29 protein-coding genes are annotated in these 24397 nt (G+C 70.1%); 5 read left to right on the forward strand and 24 right to left on the reverse strand.

What is annotated here, in order from left to right:
• Window positions 1-243 precede the first annotated feature (243 nt).
• A complete protein-coding gene (locus ABZX75_RS01015) occupies window positions 244-1617 on the forward strand; it encodes a carboxyl transferase domain-containing protein (protein ID WP_355406429.1) in 1374 nt (457 codons plus the stop codon).
• A gap of 176 nt (window positions 1618-1793) precedes the next feature.
• Here ABZX75_RS01015 and ABZX75_RS01020 read toward each other — a convergent pair whose 3' ends face one another.
• On the reverse strand, window positions 1794-3056 hold the full coding sequence (locus tag ABZX75_RS01020; protein WP_355406431.1) for an MFS transporter: 1263 nt from the start codon (window positions 3054-3056) through the stop codon (window positions 1794-1796).
• Between the two features lie 212 nt (window positions 3057-3268).
• Here ABZX75_RS01020 and ABZX75_RS01025 point away from each other — a divergent pair, with 212 nt between their 5' ends.
• A complete protein-coding gene (locus ABZX75_RS01025; protein ID WP_355406433.1) occupies window positions 3269-4426 on the forward strand; it encodes a glutamate--cysteine ligase in 1158 nt (385 codons plus the stop codon).
• A gap of 220 nt (window positions 4427-4646) precedes the next feature.
• Here ABZX75_RS01025 and ABZX75_RS01030 read toward each other — a convergent pair whose 3' ends face one another.
• Window positions 4647-6176 carry a PucR family transcriptional regulator gene (locus tag ABZX75_RS01030; protein WP_355406435.1) on the reverse strand — a complete coding sequence of 510 codons (1530 nt, stop codon included), beginning with the start codon at window positions 6174-6176 and terminating at the stop codon, window positions 4647-4649.
• A gap of 225 nt (window positions 6177-6401) precedes the next feature.
• Here ABZX75_RS01030 and ABZX75_RS01035 point away from each other — a divergent pair, with 225 nt between their 5' ends.
• From ABZX75_RS01035 to ABZX75_RS01045, 3 genes are all read left to right on the forward strand, one after another.
• On the forward strand, window positions 6402-7913 hold the full coding sequence (locus tag ABZX75_RS01035; protein ID WP_355406437.1) for a cytosine permease: 1512 nt from the start codon (window positions 6402-6404) through the stop codon (window positions 7911-7913).
• The gene (locus ABZX75_RS01040) at window positions 7910-8332 is read left to right on the forward strand and encodes a nuclear transport factor 2 family protein (RefSeq protein WP_355406438.1); all 423 of its coding nucleotides are present in this window, start codon (window positions 7910-7912) and stop codon (window positions 8330-8332) included. The genes ABZX75_RS01035 and ABZX75_RS01040 overlap by 4 nt, the downstream gene beginning before the upstream one ends.
• Before the next feature lie 95 nt (window positions 8333-8427).
• A complete protein-coding gene (locus tag ABZX75_RS01045; protein ID WP_355406440.1) occupies window positions 8428-9243 on the forward strand; it encodes a lysyl oxidase family protein in 816 nt (271 codons plus the stop codon).
• A gap of 776 nt (window positions 9244-10019) precedes the next feature.
• Here ABZX75_RS01045 and ABZX75_RS01050 read toward each other — a convergent pair.
• From ABZX75_RS01050 to ABZX75_RS01155, 22 genes are all read right to left on the reverse strand, one after another.
• Window positions 10020-10682 carry a hypothetical protein gene (locus ABZX75_RS01050; protein WP_355406442.1) on the reverse strand — a complete coding sequence of 221 codons (663 nt, stop codon included), beginning with the start codon at window positions 10680-10682 and terminating at the stop codon, window positions 10020-10022.
• A gap of 64 nt (window positions 10683-10746) precedes the next feature.
• Window positions 10747-11046: a hypothetical protein gene (locus tag ABZX75_RS01055; RefSeq protein WP_355406444.1), complete on the reverse strand. Its 300-nt coding sequence runs from the start codon at window positions 11044-11046 to the stop codon at window positions 10747-10749.
• Window positions 11047-11136: 90 nt separating this feature from the next.
• A complete protein-coding gene (locus ABZX75_RS01060; RefSeq protein WP_355406446.1) occupies window positions 11137-12207 on the reverse strand; it encodes an N-6 DNA methylase in 1071 nt (356 codons plus the stop codon).
• Between the two features lie 58 nt (window positions 12208-12265).
• Window positions 12266-12832 carry a hypothetical protein gene (locus ABZX75_RS01065; protein WP_355406448.1) on the reverse strand — a complete coding sequence of 189 codons (567 nt, stop codon included), beginning with the start codon at window positions 12830-12832 and terminating at the stop codon, window positions 12266-12268.
• Between the two features lie 279 nt (window positions 12833-13111).
• Window positions 13112-13411, reverse strand: a complete 300-nt coding sequence (locus ABZX75_RS01070; protein ID WP_355406450.1) for a hypothetical protein — start codon at window positions 13409-13411, stop codon at window positions 13112-13114.
• Window positions 13412-13521: 110 nt separating this feature from the next.
• Window positions 13522-14142 carry a hypothetical protein gene (locus tag ABZX75_RS01075; RefSeq protein WP_355406452.1) on the reverse strand — a complete coding sequence of 207 codons (621 nt, stop codon included), beginning with the start codon at window positions 14140-14142 and terminating at the stop codon, window positions 13522-13524.
• A gap of 117 nt (window positions 14143-14259) precedes the next feature.
• Window positions 14260-14652, reverse strand: a complete 393-nt coding sequence (locus ABZX75_RS01080) for a hypothetical protein (protein WP_355406454.1) — start codon at window positions 14650-14652, stop codon at window positions 14260-14262.
• Window positions 14649-15032 (reverse strand): hypothetical protein, encoded by a 384-nt coding sequence (locus ABZX75_RS01085; RefSeq protein ID WP_355406456.1) that lies wholly within the window; start codon window positions 15030-15032, stop codon window positions 14649-14651. The genes ABZX75_RS01080 and ABZX75_RS01085 overlap by 4 nt, the downstream gene beginning before the upstream one ends.
• A gap of 66 nt (window positions 15033-15098) precedes the next feature.
• Entirely contained in the window at window positions 15099-15446 is a 348-nt protein-coding gene (locus ABZX75_RS01090) for a hypothetical protein (protein WP_355406458.1), read from the reverse strand.
• 41 nt (window positions 15447-15487) lie between these two features.
• Window positions 15488-15730 carry a hypothetical protein gene (locus tag ABZX75_RS01095; RefSeq protein ID WP_355406460.1) on the reverse strand — a complete coding sequence of 81 codons (243 nt, stop codon included), beginning with the start codon at window positions 15728-15730 and terminating at the stop codon, window positions 15488-15490.
• A gap of 12 nt (window positions 15731-15742) precedes the next feature.
• Window positions 15743-16165: a hypothetical protein gene (locus ABZX75_RS01100; protein WP_355406461.1), complete on the reverse strand. Its 423-nt coding sequence runs from the start codon at window positions 16163-16165 to the stop codon at window positions 15743-15745.
• Window positions 16162-17649 carry a DNA cytosine methyltransferase gene (locus tag ABZX75_RS01105; protein WP_355406463.1) on the reverse strand — a complete coding sequence of 496 codons (1488 nt, stop codon included), beginning with the start codon at window positions 17647-17649 and terminating at the stop codon, window positions 16162-16164. The genes ABZX75_RS01100 and ABZX75_RS01105 overlap by 4 nt, the downstream gene beginning before the upstream one ends.
• Window positions 17650-17729: 80 nt before the next feature.
• Window positions 17730-18215, reverse strand: coding sequence for a hypothetical protein (locus tag ABZX75_RS01110; protein WP_355406465.1), 486 nt, complete (start codon window positions 18213-18215; stop codon window positions 17730-17732).
• A 70-nt stretch (window positions 18216-18285) separates the two neighbouring features.
• On the reverse strand, window positions 18286-18711 hold the full coding sequence (locus ABZX75_RS01115) for a hypothetical protein (RefSeq protein WP_355406467.1): 426 nt from the start codon (window positions 18709-18711) through the stop codon (window positions 18286-18288).
• Between the two features lie 58 nt (window positions 18712-18769).
• On the reverse strand, window positions 18770-18916 hold the full coding sequence (locus tag ABZX75_RS01120; protein WP_355406469.1) for a hypothetical protein: 147 nt from the start codon (window positions 18914-18916) through the stop codon (window positions 18770-18772).
• The gene (locus ABZX75_RS01125; RefSeq protein WP_355406471.1) at window positions 18913-19107 is read right to left on the reverse strand and encodes a hypothetical protein; all 195 of its coding nucleotides are present in this window, start codon (window positions 19105-19107) and stop codon (window positions 18913-18915) included. The genes ABZX75_RS01120 and ABZX75_RS01125 overlap by 4 nt, the downstream gene beginning before the upstream one ends.
• Window positions 19108-19118: 11 nt before the next feature.
• Complete coding sequence (locus ABZX75_RS01130) at window positions 19119-19769, reverse strand: hypothetical protein (RefSeq protein ID WP_355406473.1); 651 nt, start codon at window positions 19767-19769, stop codon at window positions 19119-19121.
• Window positions 19770-19832: 63 nt separating this feature from the next.
• On the reverse strand, window positions 19833-20876 hold the full coding sequence (locus tag ABZX75_RS01135; RefSeq protein WP_355406475.1) for a helix-turn-helix domain-containing protein: 1044 nt from the start codon (window positions 20874-20876) through the stop codon (window positions 19833-19835).
• A 95-nt stretch (window positions 20877-20971) separates the two neighbouring features.
• Window positions 20972-22108: a hypothetical protein gene (locus tag ABZX75_RS01140; RefSeq protein ID WP_355406477.1), complete on the reverse strand. Its 1137-nt coding sequence runs from the start codon at window positions 22106-22108 to the stop codon at window positions 20972-20974.
• Window positions 22108-23208, reverse strand: coding sequence for an AAA family ATPase (locus tag ABZX75_RS01145; protein WP_355406478.1), 1101 nt, complete (start codon window positions 23206-23208; stop codon window positions 22108-22110). Before ABZX75_RS01145 ends, ABZX75_RS01140 begins: the two co-directional genes overlap by 1 nt.
• A 26-nt stretch (window positions 23209-23234) precedes the next feature.
• Window positions 23235-23585 (reverse strand): hypothetical protein, encoded by a 351-nt coding sequence (locus ABZX75_RS01150; protein WP_355406480.1) that lies wholly within the window; start codon window positions 23583-23585, stop codon window positions 23235-23237.
• A gap of 223 nt (window positions 23586-23808) precedes the next feature.
• Window positions 23809-24390 carry a hypothetical protein gene (locus ABZX75_RS01155; protein ID WP_355406482.1) on the reverse strand — a complete coding sequence of 194 codons (582 nt, stop codon included), beginning with the start codon at window positions 24388-24390 and terminating at the stop codon, window positions 23809-23811.
• Between the last annotated feature and the right edge of the window lie 7 nt (window positions 24391-24397).

Here is a 24397-nt window from a genome sequence, read left to right on the forward strand (position 1 = left end):
ACCGGCGCACCGGCCCCGCCGGCGTCCGAGGACGGAGCCCGGATCCTCCGGCCCCGCCGACGTGGGAGACGCGCGCTCCGGGGCGGAGCCCCGATCCTCCGGCCCGGCCGACGTGTAAGGCGCGCGCCCGGGGCGGAGCCCCGGGCCGCGGGTCGGACCACGGGCCGCGGGCGGAGCCCCGGTTCGGGGGGCGGCTCCCGGTCGGCCAGGATCCCCGTCACCCCCACCCCCTAGGGTGACCCCGTGACGACGACCCGCCTCTCGGCCCGCGCGGCCATCGCCTCCGTGGCCGACCCCGGCAGTTTCTCCGAACTCCCCGTCCCGCCCCGGGAGTCGCCCCTGAACGGCCCCCTGGCCTGGACCGGCTACGACGACTCCCGCGCCCGCGCCGCCGCGCGAACCGGCGAGCAGGAGTCCGTCGTCACCGGCACGGCCCTGATCGGCGGCCACGAAGCCACCGTCATCTCCTTCGAGTTCGGCTTCCTCGGCGGTTCGCTGGGCGAGCGCACCGGAGACCGGCTCGAAGCCGCCTACACCCACGCCCGCGAGCACCGCCTCCCTCTCCTCTCCCTCATCGCCACCGGCGGCTCCCGCATGCAGGAGGGGATGCCGGCGCTGACCCAGCTGCAGCGCGTGGCCCGCCAGTGCGTCCTGACCCGCGCCGCCGGGCTCCCCCAGATCGCCGTCCTGCGCGACCCCACCACCGGTGGCGGCTGGGCCACCCTCGGCGCCGGGGCGGACGTGATCCTCGCGCTCACCGGAGCACAGGTCGGCTTCGCCGGGTCCCGGGTGCGGCCCGTGGACGCGGATCCGGCGGCGTACTGCGCGGAGGGGCAGTACGCCTCGGGCCATGTGGACGCCGTCGTCCCCCCGGCGGAACTCGCCGCCACCGTCACCGACTGGCTCCGCGTCCTCGCCGCGCCCCGGCCCGCCGGGCCCGTGGAGCCCCCGGCCGCGCTGGGCGGCGTACGCGAGGCCGCGCCGCCGGCGACCGGCTGGGACGCCGTACGGCAGGCCCGCCACCCGGACCGCCCGCGCGCCGAGGCCTACCTGAACGCGTACTTCAGCCTCCGCCTGCCCCTCTCCGGGGACCGGGCGGGCGGCACGGATCCCGGGATGCTGTGCGGATTCGGGCTGCGCGAGGGCCGGGCCGTGGCGTACGCCGCCCAGTGCGGCACCGCCACCCGCCCGGCCGGTTACCGGACGGCCGCCCGCGTCATCCGTCTCGCGGACCGGCTCGGCATTCCCGTACTGACCCTGGTGGACACCCCGGGCGCCGCCAACGACGCCGCCGCCGAACACGCGGGCGCCGGCGCGGCCATCGCGGACACGTTCGCGGCGCTGGCCGCGGCGGCCGTCCCCGTCACCACCCTGCTGATCGGCGAAGGCGGCTCGGGCGGCGCCCTCGCGCTGGCCGCCCCGGGGAACACCTGGGTCACCCCGGACAGCTACTTCTCCGTCATCGCCCCCGAGCTGGCGGCGGCCATTCTCAAGCGTCCCCCGGCCGAAGCCCCCGCCACGGCGGACCAGCTCCGCATCCGCCCGCAGGACCTGGTGACCCTGGGCGTGGCCCGCGGCATCTCCCACCCCGCGGCCCCCGGCCCGGCGGGCGCTTGACCCGCACCGGCCACCCGGCCCCGCCGGGGTGTCACATGCCTCCGGATCGCGCGAACCGACCCGGGCCCGGCCCGAGGTGCCGCTCGGGCAGCACCGCGGTGTCCAGGTGGCGGCTTGGTCGTCTCTTTCGGATCTTGCCGGGCAGCGCGGGCCCGGCAAGATCCGAAAGAGACGGCCTAGGCCTGCGGCGACCGCGCGTCGTAGCGCAGGAAGCCGCGCCAGCGCAGCGCGAGGAGGCCCAGCACCAGCACGCACCCGAGTCCGCCGCCCGTGATCGCCACGGCCGGGGAGGTCAGGTCGGCGGCGGTCCCGGCGAGGAAGTCCCCGAGCCGGGGTCCGCCCGCGACGACCACGATGAAGACGCCCTGCAGGCGGCCGCGCATCTCGTCCGGGGTGGCCGCCTGGAGCATGGTGGTGCGGAACACCATGGAGACCGTGTCGGCGCATCCGGCCAGGGCGAGGAAGAACAGCCCGAGCCACAGGTTCCGGGTGAGCCCGAAGACGGCGACGGCCAGCCCCCACGCGCCGACGGCGAGCAGTATCGCCAGCCCGTGCCGGCGGATGCGGCCCTGCCAGCCCGAGAACAGCCCGCCCAGCAGCGCACCGACGGCGGGCGCGGCGGCGAGCAGGCCGACCGTCTTGGCGTCGCCGCCGTACCAGAGCACGGCGATGGCCGGGAACAGCGCCCGCGGGTGCGCCAGCACCATGGCGGCCATGTCGGTGAAGAAGGTCATCCGGATGTTGGGCCGCGTCCCGAGGAAGCGCAGGCCGTCCACGACCGAGGCCCTGCCCCGCGTGCCCTCGGCGCGGTCGGGCTTCATCGACGGCAGCCGCCACATCGCGTAGAGGGCGGCGCAGAAGGTCAGCGCGTCGATCAGGTAGGCCGCCTGGTACCCCCACCAGCCGACGATCACGCCGGCCAGCATCGGTCCGACCGTCATCCCGGAGGTCATGGTCACGGAGTTCAGCGCGTTGGCGGCGGGCAGCTGCTCGGGCGGCAGCAGGCGCGGGATCATCGCGGACCTGGCCGGCCCGTTGAGCGCCCCGCAGACGGCCTGGAGCGCGACGACCGTGTACAGCAACCAAACGCGGTGGTAGTCGAGCAGTGCGGCGCAGGCCAGCAGGACGGACAGCGCGGCGAGACCGGCGGAGCTGAACAGGCCGAGCTTGCGCCGGTCCACGGTGTCGGCGATGGCGCCGCCGTAGAGCCCGAAGGCGACGAGCGGGACGAGCGAGAAGAGTCCGACGAGTCCGACTGAGAAGCTGGACCCGGTGATCTCGTAGACCTGGAGCGAGATCGCGAGGATCGTCATCGCCTGACCGACCCACGAGACGGTTCCGCCGATCCACAGCCGTCGGTAGTCCGGGGAGGTGCGCAGCGGCGTGAGGTCGGCGAATATGCGTCGTCGAGGGCGGGCGAGCACGTTCGATCGGGTCACACAGGATGATAACCGGCGTCGCTCGGCACCCTGGGGCCCGTCCCTCTGCCGACCCGCCGGGCACAGGCACCCCATCCGGATCGCCGCCCCCACCCCAGGCCGCTTCTTGCCGGTAACTCGCCACTATCACCCGACATTTGACTGAATCGACGTGCGCTTCTCGCCGCGTGTTCAGCTCATGATGAAAAGACTCGTATGTCCAGGGAGGCGTAGTGATCGAACCTGGCACCAGCACCGCGAGCACCGGCACCACCCAGAACACGGTGCGCACCACCGTCCCCCTCACCGTCGGCGTCGAGGAAGAGTTCCTCCTCGTCGACGCACGCACCTTCCGGGTGGTTCCGGCCGCCCCGCTCGTCCTCGCCACGGCCGCCGGGCTGCCCCAGCAGCTGCACCCCGAGGGCACCCGCTACCAGGTGGAGATCTCCACCCCGGTCGCCCATTCGGCGGCCACGCTGCGCGAGGAGCTCGCCGCCCTGCGGCTCACGCTCGGCCGTGCGGCCCGCGCCCACGGCTGCCGGCTCCTGGCCGCACCCTCGCCGGTCCTGGCAGTGGAGGGGCCGCTGCACCTGACCGACGACGAGCCGCGCCAGCGCGAGCAGCACCGCCGCTTCGGCTCGCTCACCGACACCCTCGTCAGCTGCGGCCGCCACATCCACATCGGCACGCTCGACGTGGACACGGCGGTCGCGGTGTCCAACCGGGTCAGACCATGGCTGCCGACGCTGATCGCGCTCGCGGCGAACTCGCCGTTCTGGGGCGGCCGCGACACCGGCCACGCCAGCTGGCGGGCGATGGCCTGGTCGGGCTGGCCCTCCGCCGGGCTGCCTCCGCACTACACGTCCACGGCCCACTTCCGGCGTTCGGTGCAGACCTTGCTCGGCTCCGGGGCGGCCCTGGACATCAAGATGGTCTATTGGGACCTGCGCCCCTCCGGGAACTGGCCGACGCTCGAGATCCGGGCGCCGGACATGTCCCCGGACATCGACACGGCGATCCTCCAGGCGGAACTGGCCCGCGCCCTGGTGACGACGGCCCTGCGCGAGATCGCGGAGCACCGTCCCGAACCTGCCGTACGGGACGACGTACTGCGCCTGGCGCGCTGGCGGGCGGCCCACGACGGCCTGGAGGGCTTCGGCCTCGACCCGTACACGGGTGCGGAACTCCCGGCGGCCGATCTCGCGGAGGCCCTGCTGGAGCTGGTCGCCCCGGACCTGGCGGCGGCCGGTGATCTCGACCACGCGGCCAAGACCTTGGGGGGCCTCCTCAGGGACGGTTCGGGCGCCCACCGCCAACGGGTCGCCTACGCCCGCCGCCAGGACCTGACCGACGTTTTGCGTTACTTGACGGACGAGACGGAGAACTTCTAGACCGAACTCCAGCGGCCGGGACTCCGAAGCCCGACCCACCGAAACGCAAAAGCCGCAGGTGAGGGCGTTTCTTCACCTGCGGCTCGCAGGGGGGGTGGGACTCGAACTTATCCCGCGACCCATCTCACCTGCGGCTTCGCCGAAGGGATTCCCCCGGGTGATGCCCGCGTCAGGGGTGGGAGCGACGCGCTGCGCGTGCTCGTCGGCGGCGGCGCGGCGGTCACGGCAGTCGGCCGGCCATGCGGGCCGCCCGCAGGGCGAGCCACACCTCGGTGAGGTCCGCCGTCGACGACAGGTTCCTGCCGCTCAGGGCGGCGAAGCGGCGCAGGCGGTAGAGCAGGGTGTTGGGGTGGATGTGCAGGGCCCGGGCCGCCTCCTCGGTGGACCGGTCCCGTTCCAGCCAGGTGAGGGCGGAGAGGACCAGCGCACAGCCGTGCTCGGTGTCGTACCGCAACGCCGTGCCCAGCACGTGATCCACCAGCCCGTGCAGGACGGAGGGGTCCTCGTGCAGCCACCGATCCGTCGTGTCCTCGCTGCACGGGACGAGCGGTCTGCCCGACGCCCGCGCCCGGGTGAGCGCCAGGCACGCTTCGCGGCGGGGCACGCCGAGGGGGTCGCCCGGGATGAAGGGGCGTGAGACGCCGGCCCTGATACGAGGCAGGGCCGCGAGCGCGTCCAGAGCCGGCGAGGAGTCGGCGAGGAGCACGTACAGCCCCTCGTGCCGGCGCAGTACCAGGTACGGTACGGCCGCTTCGTCGAGGGTCCGTACCACCGCGGCGTCGTCGGGTGGGCCGTCCTCCTCGCCGTCGAGGACGCCGCCGAGCACGGCCAGGAGGACGGGCGCCTGCGCCGCGAACCCCAGCCGGGTCAGATGCCGGCGCGCGGTCTGCGGGTCGAGGGCGTCCTGTACGAGTTCGGCGAGCGTCTCGGCTCCTTGGCGGCGTAGCGTTTCTCGTTCGTGGCGGACCATGGAGAGCTGGAGTGCCGCGACGGTCGCGATGTGCTGGACGACGCCGAGTCCCGCCGGTCGTGCCGCCTGCTGCGGCCCGTCGCCGCGCCGCTCCAGGGCCAGGAGGTATCCGGCGGGGCCGCCCGGCGCGGGCACCGGCAGGACGTAGCCCCCGGGGACGGTCGGGGCCGGGTCGGGTGAGGTCGGAAGGAGTACCGCGTGCTGGGGCCCGGGGACGGGGACGCCGGGCAGCAGCGGGCCTCCGTGCCGTGTGCAGAGGTAGAGGGAGTAGCCGGACAGCTGCTCCAGGCGGCGGAAGAGCTCCGCGGCGGTGAGGTTCTCCGCGGCGAGCCAGCGCAGGGCGCCGAACATCTGCACCTGGGCGTGCAGCCGCTGCCGGGCGTCCTCCTGCGCGGCGGCCGCGACCTCCTGCGCCACGGCGATGAAGGGTACTTGCAGGGACAACTCCAGTACTGGCATGGCCCGTTCCTCGGCGGCGGCGAGGAAGTCCTGGCGCAGCGGAGGCACGTGCAGGTGGGCGGAGAGCGCAAGCGCGGCCACGCCCGCGGTGTGGAGGCGCTCGATGTACGCGCGTTGCCGGACGGCGCTCCGGGGTATCGCCATCCCCGTCGTCATGATCAGCTCCGCACCGAGGAGCCACGGGGTCGGGTCCTCCAGCTCGCTCACATGTGCCCAGGACACCGGCCGGTCGAGACCCGCCTCGCCGGCGAGGACGCGCAGCTGGAGGGCGGGCGAACGCACCAGGTCATGGACCCGGAGGGCTACTGACATCGCGGTCATCGGGCACATGCTGCATGGTCGCGGCACTCAGGGGAAGAGGGCGTCTTCGAACGTCGCCCAATCGGTGCTCCCCCGCCGGGACAGGCCGGACATGGTGGCGGCACACAAAGGGAGAGGCTGCTCTTTGAGCGTCGCACAATTGCTGCTCACCGCACGGCGACCGCACACTTTGGCTCCCAGTTCCGGGCGTTGGGTGCCTCGGAGCGACGGACACCGGGAGGGTCCATGGCGGTCAAGCCTCTCCACCGCTCCCTCGCCGAGCACAGCGGCGCGGATGTCATCGAAAGCCTGTCCATTCAACACGTTCCCTTTTCCGAACGGCACGGAAAACTCTGGAAGCAGGGCCCCTTCTGGTTCCAGGGCAACTTCCAGCCCTTCACGCTGTCGCTCGGCTTCATCGGCCCCGGGATGGGTCTGTCCGTCGGCTGGACCGTGCTGGCCAGTGCGCTGGGGTTGCTGGTCGGCACGTTCTTCATGGCCTTCCACGCCAGCCAGGGCCCGCAGCTGGGGCTGCCGCAGATGATCCAGTCCCGGGGCCAGTTCGGGTACCGGGGCGTGATCGTGCCCTTGGCGGCCACCCTGTTCACGTTCGTCGGCTTCAACGTCGTCGACACCATCATCATCGGCAACGGCCTCCAGTCGGTCTTCGGCTGGGACGCGACCGTGGTCGGGATCGCCATCACCGTCGTCGCGGTGGTCCTGGCCGTGTACGGGCACGACTGGCTGCACCGGGCGTTCCAGGTGCTGTTCTGGTGCTCGGCGCCGTGCTGGCTGGTGCTCTCGGCGGGAATCCTCACCGGTCAGGTGACGGGCTCGGCGGGTGGCGGAGCGGACGGCGGCGGCGGCGGCTTCACGCTGGTCGCCTTCATGGTGCAGTTCACCGCCGCCGCCGGCTACAACATCTCGTACGCCCCGTACGTCTCGGACTACTCGCGCTATCTGCCGCGCGACACCCCGACCCCCGGCATCATCGCCTCGGTGTTCGGCGGCGCCGCGGGGTCGCCGATGTGGCTCATCCCCATCGGCGCGTGGATGGCGGCCACCCTGGGCGTGAACGACCCGCTGGCCGGCATCCGCACCGCCGGTGACCAGGTGGTTTCCGGTCTGGGTGCCGTCCTGACGCTCCTGTCGGTGCTGGCACTGGTCGCCACCATGGGGCTCAACGCCTACAGCGGCATGCTGACGGTCCTCACCGGGATCGACTCGGTCCGCCCGCTCCGGCCCGGCCGCCGGGCGCGGGTGCTCACGATCAGCGGTCTCGCCTTCGTCTGGTGCGCCGTGGGTCTCAGTGTCTCGGCCGACTTCTCCACGGCGCTGGGCAACGCCCTGCTCCTCATGCTGTACCTGCTGATTCCGTGGACCGCGGTGAACCTCGTCGACTACTTCTTCGTCCGACGTGGCCGGTACGCCATCACCCACCTGCTCCGGCCTGAGGGCATCTACGGCACTTGGGCGTGGCGCGGGCTGCTGGCCTACGGCGTGGGCCTGGTCCTGATGGTGCCGTTCATGGTGGTGGGCCCCTTCACCGGGCCGGTGGCGGAGGCGCTGGGCGGGGTCGACGTGGCTTTCGTGGTGGGGCTCGCCGTATCGGGTCTCCTGTACTACGCCCTGACGCGCCGGCTGGACCTGAGCGCGGAGGAACCCGCCGTGGCCGCCAGCGAGCGTGAACTCGCCCTGCCGGAAGCGGCACCCGTCGACAGCGTGACGGCGGCGCCACTGCCGGCGGTGGACGGATGAGCGCCGACGCCGAGGCCCAGGTGCGGGCGGCCGCGGCCGAGCTGGTCGCCGCCTTCGGCGCCCACGACAGGGACCGGTACTTCGCCGCCTTCGCCGAGGACGCCACCTTCCTCTTCCCCACCGAGCCACGCTTGCTCGCCACCCGAGCCCGGTACGAGGAGCGGTGGCGCGCGTGGGAGGCGGACGGGTTTCGCGTACTGGGCTGCCGTACGCGGGACACCGAGATACGCGTCGTCGGCGAGGGCACGGCCGTACTGACCCACCGCGTGTACACCCGCCTCGCCACGAAGGGCGCCGCGGAGGGCCCTGTGGAGGGCCCTGCGGAGGAGGAACTGCGGGAACGGGAGACCGTCGTGTTCCGGCGCGTGCCGGACGGGCGCTGGCTCGTCGTCCACGAACACCTCTCGCCCGAGCCGTGACCGGCTCCCACCTCTCGGGCGAGAGGGCACAGGCTCCGGACGGGGACCGTCTGGCCCGGTCCGGCACACCGCCCCATCCACCAGAAGGGACCCCCATGAGACGCACCGTACGACCCGCACGCCCGGCCCGGACCTGGATTCTCGCGGCCGTGATGGCGCTCGGCGCGCTGCTGGCCACCGGCCCCGGCACGGCTTCGGCCGTCGACACCCCCACGGACCTGCTGCCCGCCCTGGAACCGCTCCAGGAGGAACTCGCCGAGAACGACCTCGTCCGTGAGCCCGACACCGGAGTCATCTGGCTCCGCTTCACCGGCGCACCCGCGAACCTCGGCTCCGGCGCCCTGCACGTCGTGGGACGGCGCACCAAGGAGGAGGCGGCGGCGGCCACTCCTGGCAACAACGTGATACCCGCCTACCAGCGGATTTCCCGTTCGGACGGCTCCTCCTACGAGGTGCCGGTCGGCCTGATGACCTATCACGACGAGCACAGGCACTTCCACCTGGAGGGCATCTCCCGCTACCGGCTGATCAACTCCGGCGGGCAGGTCGTGCGGGAGTCGCCGAAGGTCGCCTTCTGCCTGGTCGACCTGAAGATCGTGGACTCGACGCTGCCCGGCGCCCCCGTCAACCCGGTGTACAACTCCTGCTCGCACAACGCCAACGCCACCAGTCTGACGATGGGCATCTCCGTCGGCTGGGCGGACGTCTACGCCAAGGAGCTGGCCGGACAGTCCTTCGACGTCAGCGGGCTGATGAACCTCCCGCCGCAGCAGTACACGCTGGAGATGACAACGAACCCGCTGGGCCTCCTGCACGAGTCCAACAGGACCAGTCCGAAAACCACCTCGGTGCAGGTGACGATCGGTCAGGGCGTACCCGTCGGCGTCGGCGGCCCCCGCCCGGGCGTCTGAACGCGGTAGCGGCTGGAACCACCCTTGCGGGGCAGCGGGAGGGACACCTGCTGCCCCGCACTGCTGGGGAAGGCGACCAAACGCCCCACGAGCGCGACTCGAAGGATGTCGCGAAACCAGGAGATCTTGGCCGTCGTGCCGCGCGAGGCGCCATCCGCCTACGAGCTCCTGCCCCCCTGCGCGCCCCCGCGGAAGCCTTCAGCAGCGGGAAGGCCGGGGTGTTCGTGGACGGCTCCCGTGGCGGAGGTACCCGGCTCAGCGGCGTCCGAACAGTGCGGACGGGGAAGTCTTTGGGCCAGACCCCTCTCAGTGAAGACCGTCACGATCGCCTCGCGATCCGCCTGACCAGCAAAGATGCTGGTCGAAACGTTTCTTCACATCCAGTCCGTGGTGGGGCGGGTGGGACTCGAACCCACGGCCGACGGATTATGAGTCCTCTCGGGATCTTGGCGGCCCTTGCGCATCAACGCCCATCTGTGACGTTTTAGCAGGTCAGACGGCTTGTGGTGTGCCTGCCTGTTCCGGTCTTTGTCGGTCTCTTCCTGCCCTTGTGTCCCCTTGGCGTCCCCTTGCGGTCCACGCGCGGCCGCCCCCGCCGCCCAAGTTCGGGTAATCCACGGTCAGGGGCAGGTCCCAAACTCCCGAGCAGCGGATTCCGCTTCCAACGCGCAGAGGCTCCACCCCCGCACTTTCGGGGGTGGAGCCTCATGGCCTGGTCGGCCTCACGTCTCGGTCAGCGTATCCCGGACGGCCGCCGCGTGGCGAGCCCGATCGGCTCAGTTCGTGCTGGGGGCGGCCGTCCGGCGGCGGGACTTGCGGGGCCGGGCCGGAGCCTTCTCCGATTCCCCGGTCGCCGCTTCGGGCGTCTCCGCTGCGGGCACGGCCGCGGGCCCGTCGGTCGGCGGCGCCACGTCGGCGGGGTCCGGGCCAGGCTCTCCCGCCTCAGCGTCGATGGGCGGCCCGGCCGGCGAGGGCTCCTCGGCGTTTTCGTCTTCGTCGGCGTCGCGGCTGCGGCTGCTCTGCTCCGCGATGGAGTCGGCGAGCGCGTTGTTGAAGGCGTCCTCCCAGGGGCGGTGGCCGACGTAGTGGGGCTTGAATTCGAAGGCGGGCAGCAGGTCGTTGGTGAGCTTCTCGAGGATGAGATCTGCCGGGTCGGTGTCCTCGGCATCGATGAGGGAGATGGCTGCGTGGTAGAGCTGGCCGTCGAGCAGGCCGAGGGTGGGAGGTTCGCCATCGCCGGCGGGCTTGGCGTTTCCGATGATCCACAGCTGGACGAAGGCGCCGCCGAAGATGGGGCGGAAGCCCAGGACGCGGCCGTCCGGGTATCCCATTTCGGCCGCCCCGTTGGCGAGGACTGCGTTGCGAAGGGTGAATCCGATGCCGAGGGCGTTGCCGACGGTTTCGGCGACCTGCCTTGTGGCTTCGTCGTTGATGAGCACTTCAGTCTCCAAGAGGTCGTACGGGAGGGCCCGCCCCGGGGTGGGGCGGGCCCTCCGGGTGGGGTTAGAGCTCGGGGTAGGTGCCGGTCTGGTCGCCGAGCCAGAAGCCGATGTAGTCATCGACGATGCTGGCGAAGCGGCTGGCGGGGGTGTTGCTGCCGTGGGCGACCTTGAGGGTGTCGATGAGGCCGGTGTTGGGGTGGATGAGCGTGAGGTGCATGGTGACGTCGCCGTCTCGGTTGGGCGTCAGCTGGGCCTTGATGCGGCGGACGTCGCCGTCGCTGGGGGTGATGAGGATGTTGTCGCCGATGATCGTGTAGCGGTCTGCGTGGATCTGGATGGCGATGGCCTGGTTGCGGTTCATGAGGGCTCCCTCCCTTTCGTTACTTCTATTCTATAGGCGTTCATGGGAGGCACAAGAACGTGCCACAAGAAGTTTGAGCAGGTCAGGGCCCTATGCGGCGCCCGTCAGGCTGGCTTCCAGCCGGCGGATGCGCGACAGGAACTGAGCGCCCTCCACCATCCGGTCCCGGCGTGCATGCGACTCCCGCCACTCGGTCGCCGCGCGAACGTACGGATCGCCTTCGGTCAAGGTGTCGGTACAGGCAACCAGGACGTGCGGTCCGAGGTCCCAGAGGATGGCGTTGACGGCCGCGCCGGCGGCGGCCAGGGGGTCGACGTCCGTCATGGCCCAACCGAAGTCATGAGGGTTCAGCCCTCGGTCGCGCAGATGTTGGGCTGCGGCGCGGTACATCCCCCCTGTGCCGCTGCACGGATCGTTGAACTTCATCCCCGGGGTGGGCGTCTTGTCGGTGAGCAGCATGCGCGCCATGAGCTCCGTGAGCTCCGGCGGCGTATGGAACTCCGCCAGCGCATCGCGAGCACCGTGGGCCCGCATGACGGTGATGACCGCGCCGAGCACGTCGGCATCGGAGTTGCCCCCGAAGTCCGGGGACGAGCTTGTGAGGTGAAGCAGCCCGCCGGTGAGGGCTGCGCGGGCCACCGCGCGGACGGCCTTGATGCGGTTGGGTTCGGGGCGCTCGTCTTCGAGCCATCGGTGAAGGATGGTGGCGCGGTCGATGAGGTCGGGGCGCTGGATCCACCACCTGGCCCAGCACTCTCGGAGGGCGGCGAGGAAGTCCTCGTCGTTGATGTCAAGCCACCAGTGGGCGGCCAGGGGTGCGTCCGGGCCGCGTAGCGGCCAGAGGGCGAGGGCTGCGACGACACCCGCGGGGATTTCCAGGCTGTTGCCGCCGTGGGCCCCATGCCAGGCGGCCTCGACGGCTTCGGCGATGTCGTGTGCGGCGTGGTGGGGGTTGCGCTGGAGGGGTACGTAGCGCCGGTTCACCGGGCGGGGTGGGGGCGGGGTGGGCTTGGCGGCCTGGTGCGGGCGGCGAGCAGGGATGGCGATGGTGACGGGGGCTGGCGGAGGGGGGAGGTCAGGGAGCGCCGGGCGGAAGGTGGCTGGCGGGGTGGGCGCGGGGGCCTTGCGGGGCTGGTCTTCGCTGAACAGGTCGAGCTGCATGGCGTCTCTCTCGGTGAGGGTGAGGGCGGCCCGATTCGTAGCCGCCCTCACCTGGGGGTCACTGATGGTCGAGCGGGCGGCCGGTGGGGCTTCCGTGCGCCACGAACTGGTTCCACATGCGGGTCATCTCGCGGAGGGCGTCTTCCTTGGATGTGGCGTTGACTGCGGCGACAGCGAGGCCGTCGTCCTCGATCTGTCGGAGTCGGCTGTCGTGTGCGGCTTCTCCGACCGGCGGCTGCTCGGCGGTCACGGGACGGATGGTGTTGCCGTCGGCGCGGAAGACGACCCACCAGATGGGGCGCGGGGGGTAGAGGGTCAGGAGCGCGGCGAGGTGGGAGCTGGCCTCGCTGGCCAGGCGGGGGACGGCGTCGGGGCCGACGAGCTGCAAGGCGAGGTCGAGCAGTTGAGGTGCGGCGAAGTAGCGCAGCAGTTCCCGGTACTGGGCCAGGGGTAGGTTGGCCAGATCGTCGGGGCGGTCTCGCCAGCTGCGGTCGAGGGCCTTCTCAACGTTGGTCAGTGCGGCTTTCAGGTGGTGCTCGTCCGGCTGGTGAACGAAGAGAAGCAGGGCCATGGCGCCGAGGTGGTGCTCGTGGGTGGGTATGGAGGCGGGTTCGTGCCGCTTCACGGTGACTCCTGGGTGGGTGAGGCCCGCCCACCCCAACCTAATGTCTATTCTATAGGCACTCAGGGCAGGGGGAGGACGGCGCGCAGAAGGATCGGAGGGGGTGACCTGCGGGGCGTCAGGAGCGTTCGCGGGCTCGGATCAAGGCGTACACGGTGACGATGAGGATGTCGACGCCGATCCAGACCAAGAGGCCGACGGCGATCTGCTGGAGGCTCATTGAGCGCCTTTCCGTTGGAGCGAGGCCCGGGCGGCCTGCGGCGGCCGCCCGGGCGTGGGGGGTCAGCCGCGGCAAGCGAGGGTGCCGCACAGAACCCGGAAGATGACGGCGGCCGACTCCAGCTCGTCGCAGAGATGGGGCCGGTCGACCATGGGGATGAGGAGCGCGACGAGCGCGTCGACGACCTCGTCGGCGAAGAGGAACTGCCAGTCGGCATCGGCGGAGCCGAGCATGCGCCGGGCGGCTTCCGTGAGGGTTTCGTCAATCAACCCCATCAGCCCCACGACCTCGGCGCGGTTGAGCCGGGCGTCGGCGCTCAGCTTGGCCTCGATGTCCCCGCGCTGGTAGGTGCCGAGCATCATGCTTTCCTCCCCTAGATCCGGAGGGGCTTTCCCCCTCCTTCTGCTTCTATTCTATATGCATATCGCGGGGTGGCAAAGATTACCCGGCAAAAACTTTGTGTGAGGCAGAACTATTTCCGCAGGTCAGAGCCGCCCAGGTCTCGGATGTGGAGGGCGAGCCGGGGACTGGCCGCCACCTCTCCGATACGCATGTCGGGGCCGACAAGACGGGTGTGGTCGTCGTCCTGGAGCACGCCCTGGTCCACCATGCCGTCGAGCAGCGCCTTGAATGTGGGGTACCAGTTGGCGGCGTCGCGGCGCCGGCGGTCCTTCGGGTGGAGCACGCCGATGACGTGGACCCGGTGCAGCTGCGGGAGGCTGCGGGAGGCGAATCGTGCTGCTTGCCGCAGAGCGCGCGTCTTTTGCGCGCGCTGGTGATGGTGTAGCCGGTCGTTCGCGTTCAGCAGGTCGAGGCCCGGCGGCAGGCGTACCGTGAAACGTCGCCCGGGCAAGCCGTCGAACCAGTCCTCTTTTACGGTTTCCGTGTCCGGCAGGTCGTCCGGGGTCTCGTCTTCGTTGGCTGGCGCGTACCCGGTCATCCTCGGCTTGCCGGAGCGGGCACGCGCGGTCGGGTGGAGAGACACCGTGAGGATCTCCCGGCGGCGCTTGCCGGTGCGGCCGTCGACGACGACGGCGCGGGCGTCGCCCTCGGTGTAGCTGACCACCCTCAGCTGCACGTCTCCCAGGTCCATGGGGTGGCATGAGACGAAGGTCCGGCCGGTCCAAATGTGGGTCATGGTCAGCTGCTCCTTGCTGCTGGTGGTGGCGCCGGGCGGGGGCGGAGACCGGCCGCCCCCGCTCGGGGTGTGTCAGCGGGTTTCGGTGGACGGGTCGTCGGCCAGGTCCCAAACCCATTCGAGGCCCGCGCCGGGGTACAGGCCGTGCTCGGTAGGGTTGATGACCCGCGTGATGCCCTTCGGGCCGTCCTGGTCGTAGTAGCCCCAGCAGATCGCGAGGACGACCGCTTGCGGCCTGCCGCTGGAGTCAGTGCCTCCGTCGATGACGTGGACCGCGTCTACTCGGTCGTGGCCGTACTTAGCCACGTCGGCTGCCGTGTCAGCGGCTATGGCGCGCATGGTGTCGAGCGAGAAGTACGGATTGACTCCTCCGTGCATGCCCGGTCCGCTGACAAGGGCGGGGTAGGTCCGGCCGTCGAATCCCATGACGTCGGCGGGGATCATGGCGACGAGGGTGGGGGTCATGACTGCTCCTGTGCATCGCTGCGCGTATGTGGGGCTGACTCGGGCTGGGCTGGAGTGGGGCAGCTGCTGGCCGTGGCAGCTGGCCCGGTGAAGGTGGCGCTCAACGCCCCCGCGCGCACGAGCCGCAGGGCCAGGGATCGTTTCCGGCCCTCGGGGTGAGCGGCGTAACCGGCGCAGATGGAGCCGACACCGGTGCCGAGGGTGTCGTGGCAGACGATGTGGCCCTCGTTTGCGATGGCCTGGGCGACGAGTTGGGTCAGGCGGCCAGGCGCCAGGTGCATCAGGTTGCCGCGGCGGAAGATGCACGTGGGGCATCGGTCGGCGCAGATCCGTACGGTTCTGGTTTCCGGGTCGGCGACAGGGTCGACGTGTTCGGGCATTGGTAGCGGGCTCCCCTCTCGGGTGGCCGCCCCGGGGGCTATGATCCGGGGCGGCCGTGGAACAGATCAGGCGGCGCCGGTGACGGCTGCTGTGGTGTTGTCCTGGTGCGCGACGGCTTCGATGACGACGCCGGCGTATGTGCCGTAGGTGCGCCGGACGAGCGCGTTGGGGTACGCGTTGGAGGGCCTGGTGTGCGAGTCAGGGTTCTCACTGCCGATGAGGGCTGCCCACCGCTCGTAGATACCGGTGGCGGGCCGGTCGAAGTAGAGCTGGACGCCGAGCCGGTGGGCGTCGGTGTCGTCGTAAACGGGGCCGAGGTCGATTCGCGGGACTGGCAGGTCGGGGTTGGCCTGGGCGATCAGGGCTATGGCGGCCACGGGCGCGAGGAGATCGCGCATGGTGAGGTCAGTCAAGGTCGCTCCTTGTATGCGGCAGTGGTTGATGCTCCGAGCGGTCAAGCGGAGCGGCCCGCGTCATCGACAGGCCGGAGCTTGCGCGTTTCGACCGTGGTGATCAGGCCAACCCGGTTGTTGAGGAAGCCGCACGGGTCGGTGCATTCGATGTCGGTGAGGCCGATCAGAGCGCCATCAGCGGTGCGCCGGTGCTCGACCACGGTGCCGAGCCAGTGGTCCTCCGGGCGATGGCCGCCACCCGGGTAGTAGGCAACAAGGGTTCCAGGTACAAGGCGCTTCGGCATGGTGGCTCCTGGTCAGGATGCTTCGTCGAGGACGAGGGCGAGCTGCTCGTGGCGGTTGAGGTGGTTGTCGCACTTGGTGCACATGCGTTCGGCGGCGCGCCGGTGGGCGCGCACGCCCTGCTTGGTCCCGCAGGACTGGCGGCGGACGGGCGACAGGAGCTCGCTGTCGTCGGCTCCTTCGACCGCGGCGAGGATGGTTCCCTCGTTCCAGATGCGGCCCCCGCACACGCCGTCGAACGCGGCCTTGGCCGGATTGACCTGGCGGATGCAGGCGGCGCGGAACGGGCAACGTCCGCAGACGTACAGGAGCGGGTCGCAGATGTCGCGGAGGCCGCTGATGTCCGTCCATCGGTCAGCGGCTGGCGAGAAGTCGTTGTCGCCGAAGCAGGGGGCGTGGGCGGTCACGTGGGTTTCGGTGCGCCGGGGTCCGGTCACAGGACGGCCTCCAGTTGCTGGCCCAGCCACTTCGCAACGTTGACCGACACCGCGTTTCCGGCCTGCATGGTCTGCTCGGCCTGGGTGCCGTAGAGGACGTACTTGCCGGGGAACCGCTGGCCGAGGAGCTGCTCGCGGGGGTTCAGCATGCGGAAGTAGCAGTCTTCAACGGCGGGTGCGGTGCGCACGAGGCCGGCGGAGTCGCGGGTGGCGAGGGTGTGGATCGGTTCTGCCGCGGTCTTGACGGCGGCCTTGCGGTAGGGGATGACAAGGGTGTTCCGGGCGATGGCCGGGGCCACGCCGCCGGGGACGACGAGTCCGTGGTGGTTGCCCTGGGCGGTGACGGCCGCCAGGGGGTCGCTGATCCGGGACGCCGTGGCGTTGTTGCGGTACTCGATGATGAACGGGTCGACAGTGACCAGGGCCTCGCTCTCCCTGGTGAGGCGGGTGCGCAGCGGGGTGTCGACGGACGCGGCGTCGGTGTTCCACGATCCGCCGGTGGGAACGAGGAGGGCGTCTCCCTGCTTGACGGTGCGGGTAGGCAGCGGCTGGCGGCCGACGGCGAACGCGCGGTCGCCTCCGTCCTTGCCGTGGACGAGATTGATGGCGCTGGGCTCGTAGGGGAACTTGGCCAGGCCAGCGTTGATCCGGGCCATGGTGGTCTCCGCCAAGGGCCTGCGGCGGTCGCCGATGCGGGTTCCGAGGTCGCCCCAGTTGATGATGTCGCTGGCTGGCCGGACGTAGGGTTCGACCATGGCGTGGCGGCAGGTGGTGTGGGGGCAGCGATAGATGTAGTCACGCCGGTACTTGCCGATGTGTTGCCCCTTCTTGGTCCACGACTGGCGGGCGTGAACGTTCTTCCCGCAGTCCATGCAGTAGGCCAGGGGGCGGGGTTCGACGTCCGGCGCACGCATGGTCTTGAGGGTGAAGATCACGTACATGCGGTCGCGCCACTGGGGGGCCCGAAGATTCGTTTCGTCTCCGACGTGGGCACTGGAGACGGAGAGGATCTGTGCGCGGTAGCCGAGCTTGTCCATGGTGGCGACCCACTCGGGGAAGAGGATCCAGTCCAGCCCGAATTCGATCACGTTCTCGACGATGACGGCCTTGAACTTCTTGGCCTCGGCAGCCCGGACGACGCACCATGCGGTGGCGCGGGTCCGTTCGAAGGCGTCCTTGGGGAGGGAGTTCCAGTCTTCGAGGCCGTCGAGCATGTCGAGCTGTTCGGATTCGCGGCGGCGGCCGCCGGCGGGGCTGATCTCCGTGCAGATGACGGAGGCCCACATCACGTCTGCTCGGGGCAGGTACTTCATGGGGAAGCCGGTGATGTCGATGCAGGCGTGGTCGGCGTTGGGGTGGTTGGCGGCGTGGCTGTCGATGGCGAGTTGCCAGTGGTTGACGCCGAGGACGAGCTCCCATCCGGCTTCGGTGAGGCCGGTGCTGCTGCCGCCAGCGCCACACAGAAGGTCTATGAAGCGGGTCACGGTGGTGGTACTCCAAGAGGTCTGCCAGGGCCCCGCCCCGGCGGGATGCAGGGGCGGGGCGGGGTGAGGCGGGTGAGGGGTCAGAGGGTGCGCAGGCCGCCCGCGGCCTGGGCGACGCGCAGGAAGGCGATCCAGCGGGCCCAGGTCTGGTCACCGAAGGGCAGTTCGGCGCAGTCGTAGTTGGGGTGCGCCTCGTAGCGGGTGAGGGCGGCGGCGATTTCGCTCGGCGTGACCCAGAACCCGTCGCAGAAGCGGAGCTTGTACGCGGGGATGGCGTCTGGTTCGTCGTCGGCGGTTTCGCGAACGGCCTGGTAGGCGGCCACGAACGCGGCCTTGGCCTTCTGCTGCTCCTCGGTGAGGTTGGCCGTGTCGGAGAGGTCGGCGAGCTCCACGCCGTACTCCTCAAGGGTGGGCCACTGCGGACGGTCCTTCTCGACCGTCATGCCGAAGTGGGCCATGGTGTCGATGACGCTTGCGCCCTGGAGGGCGGACAGGCAAAGGGAGTCCTTGGGGCCCGTCCCGCGTATGGCGCGGTTCTCACCCACGATGTAGAAGTCGTAAGCCATGTGAGGTTCTCCTGATGGAGTTGGGCGCCGCCGGGCCAGGTCACGCCCGCCCGGCGGTCACGGGGCGGGGTCAGAGAGAGACGGCGCGGGTCAGGTCGAGGCGGTAGCGAACCGTGTGGCCGTCGTCGCTCAGGACCTCGCACAGCGAGGACCAGGTCTCACGGTTGGTTTCGTCGAGCTCTGAGGTCCATCCGTCCAGGTGGTAGGTGTCCTCCGGCCCCGTGAACTCAAGCCGTGTGTCGTCGCCGGTCCAGTAGAAGCCGCTCGCCTTGACAGTGCTGTTGTCGAGCGTGAAGAGGAGTTCCAGGCCCGTGGCGTCGAAGGCCGCGTCGTGGTCGTGGTCGGTGAGGATGTCGCGCACCGTGGCCGCGAGGAGCAGGCACATGGAGCGGGCTATGTCGGCCGCCTGAGCACCCGGTGCCTCGGCTCGGTCGAGTGCCTGGGCCAGGTGAAGGCCGTCGGGGAGCTGGTAGCTCTGCCCGGGGTTGTGCGTCATCAGGGTCTCCAAGAGGTCTGTGGGGCCCGGCCGCCGTGATGGCGGCCGGGCGGGGGTGTTACTTGTGAGCGGCGTGCATGCGGTGCTGTCCGCCGCAGGTCATGCAGCGCGGGGCCCGCATGCGGGCCTCGTAGCGCAGCTCCTGCACGACGATCACGGCGAGCCCGGCCGCGATGCCGCAGGCGAAAGCGAGAAGCCAGGTCACGGCTGCCTCCCGTCGCGGACGTCGCACGGGCCGAGGAGCTGAGCCATCGCGACCAACACGCCCTGTGCGTCACCGGTCCGGCGCGCGTTATCGAGAGCGGCCTCAACCCGTGCGCGCTGCTCCGCGGTCTGCGGGTGGGCAAAGATGTGGTTGCAGGAGGGCTCGGAGTTCTGACTCTGGGACTCGGTCATGTCGCCCTCTCCTATTCCGGGGTCTGGCCGACGAGGGCGACGGCGACCGTGACGACGCCTCCGTCACCGGCCCAGACCGAGAGCGGCCAGTCGTTGCCGCCCTGCTGGTGGAGGCACCGCCAGCCCATGGAGCGGAGCTCGGCGACCTCCCGGCCGTATCGGGCGATCGCGTCCTCGGGCTTGGGGAAGAAGTCGGTGACGGGCTCGATGGTCGAGTGGTCGCTCTGGAGGCCGGTGATGCTGACCGCCTTGAGGGGCTTGAAGCGGACCCCGAGGGCGCGCTGCTTGACGAAGGTGGTGATCGCGTCGAACAGCGGCAGGTGCTCGTTGCCGTGGTGGGCCTGCTCTCCGATCTCGGTGGAGTCGTAGACGATCTCCTGGATCGTCGCGACGTCGTCCTTGATGCGCTGGACGTGCCACCCCTCCACCTCGGCGGGGTCGGCGGGCAGCTGGTACTCGGAGGTGATGAGCAGGTAGGAGCCGTCGTTCAGTTCGGCGGTGATGCCGTACATCCGGCCGCCCAGTTCGACGTCGGTGACGAGCCCCATGCGGCGGAGCGGGGTGATGACCGGCTCATAGGCCGACCACATGGCCTGCCACACCCGGTCGTCGGTGTTGCCGTGGTCAGGCAACGGGGCGAGCTGCGAAGCCTCGCTGTTCATGATCTCTCCAAGAGGTCGTTGACGGCCAACAGTACAGAGTTGGGATCTATCTTTGAAGGCGATTCAGGGCGCCTTCGCGGAACCGAACCCCTCCCCTGCTTCTTCTATTTTATATGCATTCGGGGGGGTGTCCACATTCCTGCGGAACTTTCGCCCCCGGGGCGGAACTTCTTCCCGAGCCCCGCTCTTCCAGTTGCGGACCGCGTCCCGTGCCGCGCTGCGGGCTTCCGCCACTGCGCCGGCGCCGAGGTCGGCGCGACGCCGGCGCTCCTCCGCATCGCGGTGCCACTGGCCCCAATGGTCCTCGTTGGCCCGTCGTTCGGCGTCGCGCTCCTTGGCCTGCTGCCTTCTGCGCTCCGCGCGCGGGTTGGTGCCGCAAGCGCGGCAGGAGGAAGCGGGCTTGTCCGCGTGCTTGGAGCATCCCGCCCGCTGCGGCGCGGCCTGCTGGTCGGTGTTGCCGACGTCAGCGGAAGGCTCCCCTGCGGCGGCAGCCGCGGGGGTAGGGGGGAAAGGAAGAACAGAGGAAGAACCAAGGAAGGAAGGGGTTCCACCGGTGGAACCGACAGGGTTCCCCGCTTGAAACTCCCCGGGTTCCACCGGTGGAACCTGACCCTCGCCTCCCCCAGGGTTCCCCTCGTGGAACCCACCCTGTGGGGCCTCCTCCTGGGGGGTCTGCGCCTTGCCTTTCGCTCGGTCCTCGACGTCCTGGGCGGTCATCGCCGGCTTGGCCGGAGCCGCCCGCTTGACGCCCGGCCGCGCCTTGGCGGGGTTCTTCGGGGCAGCCCGCTGGGTCTCCAGACGTGCCTTGAGGTCGGCGGTGCTGGGGATCGGAGGAATGCCGTTCGGGAAGACGCGGTAGACCGCAGCCCGCCCGGCCTTGCCCGTCTGGACACGCTCCACGAGGCCCTTGGCGACGAGCTCGGTAACCAGGGTGATGGCCCGCTTCTCGTTCACGCCGACCCACGCGGCCAGCCGCGCCAGGCCCGGCCGCGACAGACGGGTCTCGTCGTCGGCGGAGTCGGCGAGCTTCTGCAGCGCGAGCTTTTGGCTCTGGGTGATCACTTCCTTCGGCAGGTAGCTGGCAACGACCATGAGGTGGATAGACAACGGGGCCCCTCGGAGGCGGTGTTTCTGGCAGGACAGGGGGCCCCGCCACTGCGGCGGTCGCGGTGGCGGGGCTGGCGAAGGCGGCGGGGCCTGGGCTACTGCGGGACGGCGGTGACCCGGATGGCGCGTGTCGTCTTCTTCGCGGCCGTCTTCATGGGGATGGCGATTCCGACTTCCTTCATCACGGCCTCCATGCGCTCGAAGTCGGCTCCGGTCTTCTCGGGGATCGGCACGCCGAGCGCGTCGAAGGTGTCGATCATGGCCTCGCGGTCAACTTGCTGAACCGGGTTACCTCCGGTCCATCGCAGGCGGTTCGGGCCGTAGATGCCTGCCGGCGAGTCGTCCAGCTTCGCGCGGGCGTCCTTCTTGATCCGCTGGCCCTCGGCCTCCATCTCGTGTCCGCGTACGTACTCGGACAGCGCCGCCTCACGGTCGGCGTCGTCGTGGACGAGGACCGTTTGCACGGCGGCTCCGGGGGTCTTGGGCTCTCCCCAGCACGGCGTCCGGAAGGGGCAGTTGTCGCAGATGGGGTCCAGCCCCGGCCCGTCGAACGACCGGGTGGCCTCCTCGGGGCTCTCGTACTCCATGACGCGCTGCACCCACCACCGCGCACGGGTCGCTTCGGCCTTGTCGAAGTCGAACTCCTGGACGTGCTCCTCCCCGTTGTCCCGGTTGACGAAGCGGAACCGGATACGGCCGACGTCGATCGGGCCGAGCCTGGCCAACGGCTTCTGCCCGTGCATGTCCAACCAGCCCACCGTGCGCAGGAGGTCTGCGTACAGGTACACCTGGCGGATCTCGGCTGCGGTGGCGCCGTACCGGATCACCCGGTCCCACAGGAAGGTGCTCTTCGTCTTGATGTCCTCGACGGTAGTGACTTCGGCCGGCGCCGTCGGTCGCAGTCGCTTGGGCAGTCGTGCAGCTGTGGGCGCGTCAAGGTGGACGGCGTCGACGTGGCCACGGATGGTGTCGTCGGCCACCGACGTCTCCACCAGCCAGCCGTACTCGGTACGGGCCGATCCGAGGAGTCCCTCATGGAGGTAGGTCCCCAGGATCGCGGCGCGCTTGTCGGAGGTGTCCGTACGGTCGGCGCCCGACAGGATGTAGGCGGCTCGGCGCTCGCATACGGTGTCGGACGCGCCGAGCTGACGCTGGAGCGACCTGGGGCGCCGCGCGTCCTGGATGTGCGCTGCGGGCCAGAGAGACGGGCTGCTCACGGGTTGGGCGGTCATCAGGCCGTCTCCCCTTCAGACGCGCTGTCGGCGCCCTTGCCGCGCTCGACGGCTGCGCGCAGCTTTGTCGCGACGTCGTCGCTCAGCGCCTGGTCCATGTCGTCGCGGGGATTCTCGATCTCCACGAGTCGGTCGCTGATGGCCGCCTGGACGGTTGCCGCCTCCCGGACGGTGAGTCCCGAAGTCTCAGGTCGCGTCTCTCGCCACAGCTCGGCAAGGGCTCCCCTCGTTGTGGTTTCCTCCACGCGCTTGAGCCACGGCGCCAGCTTGTCGCCAGCCAGTACAGGCATGACGCGCGGCTGCGACTTCGCCGAGCAGCCGAGAAGGTTGAAGACCAGGTCCTCGATGGAGAAGTCGGGCAGTCGCTTCGGACGGCGCTTCTCGACTCGCAGGCGAAGAGACCTCGCCTTGATGATGTGGGGATCCTCGTCGCGCTTCATCCGTACCCACACCGTCGAGTCGAACCCGAGGTCCTTGTGGCCAGACACCTTCCACTCCTTGCGGTTCGGGACGGGGTTGCCGTTGTCGTCTACGGCCGAGACCTCCTTGCCCCGAGCGAGCACGATCGCGATTCCGGGGAGGGTCTGGAGGAGGTGCATGACCCGCAACCACCGTTCCACGGCGTCGTTCCACAGGTTCATGGGGATATCGACGCCGGCGTCCGGGTCGGAGGCGAGCACGAGCTTGTTCTTCTTCGTACGCCGGGCCCGCTCGTGGGTCCAGTTGGTGAGCATGCGCCACAGCGCGGATCCGGAGTCGATGACGAGGACAACGGGCGGCTCGCCTTCCTCGGCCGCGCGCCGGGCCTCGGCGTGGACGGCCTCCACCTGCTCCAGGATGTCGCGGTAGGACCCGTCGTGGTCGATGACGAGGTAGTCGGCACCCTCGATGGCCGCGTATTCGTCGGCCGAGCCTTCCGAGAGGTCGATCCAGTAGGTCTGGCCGGTGAGCTCTGATGCGGAGAACTGAGCGGCGGAGTACGACTTACCGCTTCCTTCTTCGCCCTCGATCAGAATCAGCGGCCATGGGACTTGGCCGGTCGGCTTGCGGGTTTTGAGCTTGAGGGACGCCGGTCGCGCCGGCGTCTGCTGCTGGGACACGTCTCTCCAAGAGGTCGTGGTGTTGGTCAGGCAGCGCGCAGGGCACGGATCTCGAAGTAGTCCGCCCAGTCGGGGCGGTTGCCGATGAGCATCCGTACGTAGCGGCTGCGGTAGTCGTTGTTCAGCCGGAACTCATCGCCCCGCGTCGCCTCGCCGTAGCGGTAGCGCAGCAGCTCGAAAAGCATCCCGATGCCGATGCGCTGGAATCCCCTGTCGATTGCGTCCTGGACGAGGTTCTCCAGGTGACGCATGACCCAGGGGTTCAGGGCGTGGAATGCCTCGAACCGCTGCTGGATGGTGAGCTCGCGGACACCGTCCGGGAGGCGCACGGGCTGGATGTCGTCCAGGCCGAACAGGGTGGGCTGCTCAAGCGACATGATCCCCCCTCCGGATACAAACCAACGGTTCAGTGTTGGAATCTATCTTTTGATGTGGGGCGATGTCGATCTCGAACAGCATCGCGGGGTTCCGGCGGGTCTCGCATGCACGCCTCCTTCGCGGTCAATTCGGGGCCCAAGTAGCCATCCAAACGCGGTGACATGCCTCTATTCTATATGCAATTGAGGTGTGAGACAAGAACCGGATCGCCCCAAATCCTCCTTAACCGGCGTCCTTTGCGGCTCCAGGCCCGCGGGGAATGATCCTCGACCCGTGGCCGTCGTACGTGCCCGCGAGGAGCGCATCACGCACGTTCTCGTTGATCGCCCAGCCGCCGCCGCGGGCGCTCGCCTTGAGCGCCGGCGCGTCCTCGAGGAGAGGTTCGAGGAGCCAGATCGGCGAGCCCGAAAGGGTGTAGTCCGCCGGTCGAAGCCGACCCGTCTTCGCTGCATTGCGGGCCCCCGCACTGTCGGACAGCCCGAACAGCACCGCGATCTCCGACTGCCCGACCAGCGCGGGGAGGTCTTCGACGCGCGATTCCCAGTAGCCCGGCTGCTGCTCCTCCACGAGGCGCTGGAGCACGGCTTCGTCCAGCTGCTTCGGCCGGGGGGTCGTCGTGCCGTACCGCTTCGCGAAGTCGAGCAGCCAGTACGGCGAACCCGAGATGATCCGCGCGTACTCGTAGTCGAGCCTCTTGTCACGGCTGATCCACTGGCTGACCTGGAGCGGACGCACCCCGTAGAGCGCCGCGAACTCCTTGACACCCACCAGGTACGGCTTGCCGTCCTTCGCCTGTCGAACCACTGCTGCT

This window comes from Streptomyces sp. NPDC003038 (genome assembly GCF_040611115.1).
Classification (GTDB): domain Bacteria; phylum Actinomycetota; class Actinomycetes; order Streptomycetales; family Streptomycetaceae; genus Streptomyces.

Excerpts from the sequence above, each read along its gene's own strand:
- ABZX75_RS01030 (WP_355406435.1), bottom strand. The coding sequence starts at position 6,176 with ATGACCGCGATGTCAGTAGCCCTCCGGGTCCATGACCTGGTGCGTTCG.
- ABZX75_RS01035 (WP_355406437.1), top strand. The coding sequence starts at position 6,402 with ATGGCGGTCAAGCCTCTCCACCGCTCCCTCGCCGAGCACAGCGGCGCG.
- ABZX75_RS01040 (WP_355406438.1), top strand. The coding sequence starts at position 7,910 with ATGAGCGCCGACGCCGAGGCCCAGGTGCGGGCGGCCGCGGCCGAGCTG.
- ABZX75_RS01045 (WP_355406440.1), top strand. The coding sequence starts at position 8,428 with ATGAGACGCACCGTACGACCCGCACGCCCGGCCCGGACCTGGATTCTC.
- ABZX75_RS01055 (WP_355406444.1), bottom strand. The coding sequence starts at position 11,046 with ATGAACCGCAACCAGGCCATCGCCATCCAGATCCACGCAGACCGCTAC.
- ABZX75_RS01060 (WP_355406446.1), bottom strand. The coding sequence starts at position 12,207 with ATGCAGCTCGACCTGTTCAGCGAAGACCAGCCCCGCAAGGCCCCCGCG.
- ABZX75_RS01070 (WP_355406450.1), bottom strand. The coding sequence starts at position 13,411 with ATGATGCTCGGCACCTACCAGCGCGGGGACATCGAGGCCAAGCTGAGC.
- ABZX75_RS01075 (WP_355406452.1), bottom strand. The coding sequence starts at position 14,142 with ATGGACCTGGGAGACGTGCAGCTGAGGGTGGTCAGCTACACCGAGGGC.
- ABZX75_RS01080 (WP_355406454.1), bottom strand. The coding sequence starts at position 14,652 with ATGACCCCCACCCTCGTCGCCATGATCCCCGCCGACGTCATGGGATTC.
- ABZX75_RS01085 (WP_355406456.1), bottom strand. The coding sequence starts at position 15,032 with ATGCCCGAACACGTCGACCCTGTCGCCGACCCGGAAACCAGAACCGTA.
- ABZX75_RS01095 (WP_355406460.1), bottom strand. The coding sequence starts at position 15,730 with ATGCCGAAGCGCCTTGTACCTGGAACCCTTGTTGCCTACTACCCGGGT.
- ABZX75_RS01110 (WP_355406465.1), bottom strand. The coding sequence starts at position 18,215 with ATGGCTTACGACTTCTACATCGTGGGTGAGAACCGCGCCATACGCGGG.
- ABZX75_RS01115 (WP_355406467.1), bottom strand. The coding sequence starts at position 18,711 with ATGACGCACAACCCCGGGCAGAGCTACCAGCTCCCCGACGGCCTTCAC.
- ABZX75_RS01125 (WP_355406471.1), bottom strand. The coding sequence starts at position 19,107 with ATGACCGAGTCCCAGAGTCAGAACTCCGAGCCCTCCTGCAACCACATC.
- ABZX75_RS01130 (WP_355406473.1), bottom strand. The coding sequence starts at position 19,769 with ATGAACAGCGAGGCTTCGCAGCTCGCCCCGTTGCCTGACCACGGCAAC.
- ABZX75_RS01140 (WP_355406477.1), bottom strand. The coding sequence starts at position 22,108 with ATGACCGCCCAACCCGTGAGCAGCCCGTCTCTCTGGCCCGCAGCGCAC.
- ABZX75_RS01150 (WP_355406480.1), bottom strand. The coding sequence starts at position 23,585 with ATGTCGCTTGAGCAGCCCACCCTGTTCGGCCTGGACGACATCCAGCCC.